The sequence below is a fragment of the uncultured Maribacter sp. genome (assembly GCF_947496775.1).
Taxonomy (GTDB): domain Bacteria; phylum Bacteroidota; class Bacteroidia; order Flavobacteriales; family Flavobacteriaceae; genus Maribacter_B.
Window position 1 is genome coordinate 1 of sequence record NZ_CANMDU010000021.1, and the last position, 5,395, is coordinate 5,395.

Below are 5,395 nucleotides of genomic sequence, written 5' to 3' on the forward strand. Positions count from 1 at the left end.
AAAGACGTTTAAATCACTTTGTAAAACAATATAATAACATAAGACCACACGAAGCTTTAGACATGAAAACACCTGCTCATTGCCATGACTTTTCTAACAGACCCTTCCCTGAAAAAATTCCAGATTTTGACTATAATCCTAAATATAAAATTCTTAAAGTAACTATGAGCGGAGCAGTAAGATGGAAGTCGTATTATTGGGTATATGTATCAGCCGCTTTAAAAGGAAAATATGTGGCTATTGAAGATATTGGTAATGGTATTTGGAAAGTATTTTATAGAAATGTATTTTTAGGCTTCTTTGATCAAAGAAACCTAAGAAATAAACAACAATCGACAAGGTTAGAAACTAATTTAGTGTAAAACATAATCTTTAACTTGTGTAAACCATGTCTCTTTACGAACATGTCAAAACAAATATTATTTATCATGATTTTATCTTCAATTCTATCTTTTTTTGGGTGTAAATATAAACCTGAAAAAACTAAGGAGGAGATTGAAATGGACAAGTCATTTGAGGAATGGAAAAATAGACCAATCTATAAAGTTCTAACTGCCGAAATTCTGGACAACGTATCAGATGATATGTTAGAACAAACAATTTTTGACAACATATATGAAATTATTGGAAATGACTATAAAAATGAATTGAAAAATATCCAATGCTTGTCAATAGGACAGCAAGCATTTTGGTCTACATGGATAATTGAGGGAGAAGTAAATAATGGTGGATTTAATCAATTCTATTTTAATTCAAGCGGACAATACTCCAAAATGGCTGAAGTTGGATTTAAAACTATTGGAGCGGAAAAATATGCTGATTTAACGGTACGCGCAAACAAAATCTACAATGAAAATAAAGAACGACTAGAGGAATTTGATGATGGCACTATGGAAAGCTTTAGTGAATCTTACAAAGATAATCCTCTTAACGAATTGGATACAGAATTTTATGAACTTGGAGAAACGGAAAGTGTTAGTGAATTGAGAATAAAATATATTCGCGAACATCTAAGCCAATTCACAACGGAATAAAACACTATGGCTAACAATACCTATAGCAAATAGGGCGAAAATGGGCATATTTAAAGGCTTAGGTGTATTTGCTAAGTCCGCCAAATCTTTTGGATTTGGCAATTAAAAAGAAAAAATAATTACAAAACAAAAAGCTCTGGCTAGCAGACCAGACGGAAACGAAAAGTTTCCTTACCTGCCCTACTTGCCATAGCCGAGACGTTGGCAGTAACTTACCTAGTAAAAAAAGAGAAACCAAGCGCTTCCCTCCTTTTTTTTGTTGTTTACCCTATAGTTGGATTAGTTACTTTCCTAAGTAAAACGCTTATCAGCACAACAAAAAAATTACGGTTTATAAAGCTAAAATTTGTCCTTTAAGAAGGTTTTGGGTTCTAAATAAGAAGTAACTAAGCGGCTTTCCCTTTTGCCGCCAACACGCAATCGCTACGGAATCGTTACGCAGATGGAATTGTGGCTTGCATATTCCTAGTAGTTATATTGGAGCTTGCCACACATTTCTGTGTTTGCTAAAGTCTGTAGCTGGATGGAAAATGCGGCAAAATCTACGCGGATTGTTCCCTTCTTTTTCCATAAGAGTAGGGTTCGCGCTGTAAGCTACTGCCAACAAAACCTAAAATTAATGCGGCGGTTTGGGGTTTAATCAAATGGTTTGCGTAATTTTATATGGTCGTCAAATCTGTTTGATTTGACATTTTAAAAACAAAAAAAAATAAACGCAAACAAAAAGCTTTGTCTTAGTGCCTAGACGGAAGCAAAAGCTTCCTTGCTCTTCGCACTAACTTTAGCTCGGGCGTTGTGCGTCATACAAAAAAAGTCCGTGCAATTCAGCAAGTTTCGGGTTTTATAGGAGTGAAATCAATTCTATTTTTGCTGTTATAAAATTTGAACTTAATGAACGAGCAAGAATACATAAATTATACTCGAATAGCGGAAGCTATTGAATACATACGGCAGAACCACACAGAACAACCTACTCTTGAGGAGATTGCAAAAAAAGTTCATTTAAGTCCTTTTCATTTTCAAAAAATGTTTACAGATTGGGCAGGTGTTAGCCCAAAAAAATTCTTGCAATTTATTAGCGTTCAACACGCAAAACAAATTCTAAATAATTCAAAAACTACTTTATTTGAAACTGCACATAAAACAGGACTTTCGGGTACAGGTAGATTACACGATTTATTTGTGAAAATTGAGGGAATGACACCCGGAGAATACAAAAACAAAGGAGAAAATTTGACTATAAACTATAGTTTTACAGAAAGTTTGTTTGGGAGAATTTTAGTAGCTTCTACGCACAAAGGCATTTGTTATATGGGTTTTTCGGACGACAAACAAATTGCATTTTCAGAATTACAAAAACGCTTTCCGAAAGCGAGTTTTATTCAAAAAACAGACGAAATTCAACAAAATGCTTTACAAATTTACACGCAAGATTGGAGCAAGATTAACAAAATTAAACTACACCTAAAAGGTACAGATTTTCAGTTAAAAGTTTGGGAAGCACTTTTAAAAATACCAACGGGAAATTTAGCAACTTATGGAAATATTGCTAACCTCATTCAAAAACCAAAAGCATCAAGAGCAGTCGGAACTGCAATCGGAAATAATCCTATTGGTTTTTTAATTCCTTGCCATAGAGTTATTCAATCCACAGGAATTTTTGGCGGTTATATGTGGGGAACAACTCGAAAAACTGCTATTATTGGTTGGGAAGCATCAAAAATCAATACTTCAAATATTACGGTATAACAATGGAGAATTTAAAAACAAAACTTGCGACAACCGATTGGCAATCTGTATCTGAATCAATGAACGAAAAAGGTTACGCCATTATTCCCAAAATAATTTCAGACGAACAATGCAACGAAATAATAAAAGAATACAATAACGAAAATCTGTATCGAAAAACGGTTGTAATGGAACGCTATCGTTTTGGTTTGGGCGAATATAAATACTTTGATTATCCACTTCCGAAAATCATTCAAACATTAAGAGAAACGATATATCCAAAACTTTCGCCTATCGCTAACCTTTGGATGAAAGTGCTTAATATTGATAAAATATTTCCCGAAACATTTGAAGAATTGCAATCGCTTTGCCATCAAAATAATCAATTAAAACCAACACCATTAATTTTAAAATATGGCAAAGGTGGTTTTAATACTTTACATCAAGATTTATATGGAGAAGTTTATTTTCCAATGCAAACCGTTCTTTTTTTAAACGAGCCAGATAAAGATTTCATAGGCGGAGAATTTGTTTTGACACAACAAACACCAAGAGCACAATCCAAAGCGATAGTTTTAAAACCAAAAAAAGGAGATATGCTCATTTTTACAACCAATTTCAGACCAATTAAAGGAACAAGAGGTTATTATCGAGTAAATATGAAACACGGAGTTAGTGAAGTTATTAGCGGAGAACGACATACTTTAGGCGTTATATTTCACGAAGCAACCAGCTAATAAAATGATAAAGCATACAAACATTGATAATACCGAACTTTATCGAAGAATAAAACGAAAAGAAATCGTTTATGGCGGAAATCTAAATCTAAAAATCTACGGAACTTTACAATGCAAATCGGGCAAAAGAATGAAAACCGAAAACCGTGTTTTCTTCAACACAACCGAACAAGCCAAAAAACTTGGATTCAGACCTTGTGGACATTGTTTGCGTACAGACTATAAAATTTGGAAAAATGGACTTATTTAATACCTCAAAAAATGCTAACATCTTACCTTTTGATGGAGAGGTAAATTATTACGGTTCAGTAATGAACACAGAAAAAGCTCAATATTATTTCGACCAATTATTACAGAATATTCAATGGACAAACGACAAAGCAATCATTTTTGGAAAATTGATTATTACCAAACGTAAAGTAGCTTGGTATGGAGATAAACCGTTTGATTACACCTATTCAAAAACCACTAAATCGGCTTTACCTTGGACTAAAGAACTTTTAGAACTCAAAGAAATTATAGAAAAGAAAACAGGAGAAAAATTTAACTCTTGTTTGCTTAATTTATATCATAATGGAGACGAAGGAATGGCTTGGCATAGTGATGGCGAAAAAGATTTGAAAAAAAATGGTGCAATTGGTTCATTAAGTTTTGGAGCAGAACGCAAATTTTTATTTAAACATAAAGAAACAAAACAAACTGTTTCCGTCCATTTAGAAAAAGGTAGTTTGTTGGTTATGAAAGGGGAAACGCAAACAAATTGGCTTCACCGATTGCCACCAACAAAAAAAGTAAAAAGTCCAAGAATAAATTTAACCTTTAGAACAATCGATATTTAAAACCGCAAGTATCGGGTTTTATAGGCTTTATCGTCAATGTATTTTTGCATCATAATTATTAATCAAAATAACGAAATATGCAAACATTGAAAGACAAGGTAATACTAATTACAGGAGCGAACAGAGGAATTGGGAAATCACTCGTAAAATCATCATTAGAAAAAGGAGCAAGAAAAATTTATGCAACTTCCAGAGATTTAAGCAAAATGCCAAATTTTGGAGACGAAAGAGTTGTAACATTAGAATTGGACATTACAGATAACGCTCAAATTTTAAAAATAGCTGAACAAACAAAAGACGTAGAAGTTCTAATAAATAATGCAGGAATTTTAAGCCAAGGTAATGTTTTAGAGGGCGAAATTAGTGCTGTAGAAAACGATATGAAAGTTAACTATTATGGCACTATAAATATGATGCGAGCATTTGCACCTACATTAGAGAAAAACGCACCATCAAAAATAGTTAATATCGTTTCTATTGTAGCTTATTCACCTTTACCCTCTTTAGCAGGTTATTCAGCATCAAAAACAGCTTTATATTCAGCAACACTTTCTGTAAGAACAGAATTAGTGAAAAAAGGAGTGACTGTACACGCTATAAATCCCGGAGCAATTGACACAGATATGAACAAAGGAAGCGAATGGGATATGCCAGCACCAGACGGAATTGCAACAATAATTTTAGACAAAGTAGAAGCAGGAGAATTGGATATAGTGCCTGACGAAATGGGACTTGGAATGTTCAACGCTTGGAAAGAAGCACCCTCAAAATTGGCTGAAATGTTTTCTAATATGTATCACGGAGAATAAGAATAGCCGAAAACAATTGAGCGTGAAAAAGTACGAACGCACAACAATGTATAAAAATAATAGCGGTTTCGGTTTTTTATCGAAGTCGCTTTTTTATATTTACAGTCAGTTCTAAACGGAAAGGTTCGTGTTTCAAAATCCGCTACTATTCTTATACGAGCCGTTGTATGCAATTTGGTACGTTAAACAAACATCCTTTACAAAGTTAAAGAAACATAGTTTACACTTTTTAAGGTATAATTTGAGGA

At 33.4% G+C, this 5,395-nt stretch carries 6 protein-coding genes and 1 pseudogene; all 7 read left to right on the forward strand.

Annotated features, from left to right (window positions below):
* Nucleotides 1-362 (forward strand): annotated as a pseudogene (locus Q0856_RS17635) (hypothetical protein); the annotation flags it as partial.
* Nucleotides 363-500: 138 nt separating this feature from the next.
* Nucleotides 501-1,034, forward strand: coding sequence for a DMP19 family protein (locus tag Q0856_RS17640; protein WP_298507122.1), 534 nt, complete (start codon nucleotides 501-503; stop codon nucleotides 1,032-1,034).
* A gap of 891 nt (nucleotides 1,035-1,925) precedes the next feature.
* Nucleotides 1,926-2,783: a methylated-DNA--[protein]-cysteine S-methyltransferase gene (locus Q0856_RS17645; protein WP_298507124.1), complete on the forward strand. Its 858-nt coding sequence runs from the start codon at nucleotides 1,926-1,928 to the stop codon at nucleotides 2,781-2,783.
* A 2-nt stretch (nucleotides 2,784-2,785) separates the two neighbouring features.
* A complete protein-coding gene (locus tag Q0856_RS17650) occupies nucleotides 2,786-3,499 on the forward strand; it encodes a 2OG-Fe(II) oxygenase (RefSeq protein WP_298507126.1) in 714 nt (237 codons plus the stop codon).
* A gap of 4 nt (nucleotides 3,500-3,503) precedes the next feature.
* The gene (locus Q0856_RS17655) at nucleotides 3,504-3,749 is read left to right on the forward strand and encodes an Ada metal-binding domain-containing protein (protein WP_298507127.1); all 246 of its coding nucleotides are present in this window, start codon (nucleotides 3,504-3,506) and stop codon (nucleotides 3,747-3,749) included.
* Complete coding sequence (locus Q0856_RS17660) at nucleotides 3,736-4,338, forward strand: alpha-ketoglutarate-dependent dioxygenase AlkB (RefSeq protein ID WP_298507128.1); 603 nt, start codon at nucleotides 3,736-3,738, stop codon at nucleotides 4,336-4,338. Before Q0856_RS17655 ends, Q0856_RS17660 begins: the two co-directional genes overlap by 14 nt.
* A 77-nt stretch (nucleotides 4,339-4,415) precedes the next feature.
* On the forward strand, nucleotides 4,416-5,147 hold the full coding sequence (locus Q0856_RS17665; protein ID WP_298507130.1) for an SDR family oxidoreductase: 732 nt from the start codon (nucleotides 4,416-4,418) through the stop codon (nucleotides 5,145-5,147).
* Nucleotides 5,148-5,395 lie beyond the last annotated feature (248 nt).

Bases quoted from the DNA above. Each gene is read 5' to 3' on its own strand.
- Q0856_RS17640 (WP_298507122.1), top strand. From the start codon at position 501: ATGGACAAGTCATTTGAGGAATGGAAAAATAGACCAATCTATAAAGTT.
- Q0856_RS17645 (WP_298507124.1), top strand. From the start codon at position 1,926: ATGAACGAGCAAGAATACATAAATTATACTCGAATAGCGGAAGCTATT.
- Q0856_RS17650 (WP_298507126.1), top strand. From the start codon at position 2,786: ATGGAGAATTTAAAAACAAAACTTGCGACAACCGATTGGCAATCTGTA.
- Q0856_RS17655 (WP_298507127.1), top strand. From the start codon at position 3,504: ATGATAAAGCATACAAACATTGATAATACCGAACTTTATCGAAGAATA.
- Q0856_RS17660 (WP_298507128.1), top strand. From the start codon at position 3,736: ATGGACTTATTTAATACCTCAAAAAATGCTAACATCTTACCTTTTGAT.
- Q0856_RS17665 (WP_298507130.1), top strand. From the start codon at position 4,416: ATGCAAACATTGAAAGACAAGGTAATACTAATTACAGGAGCGAACAGA.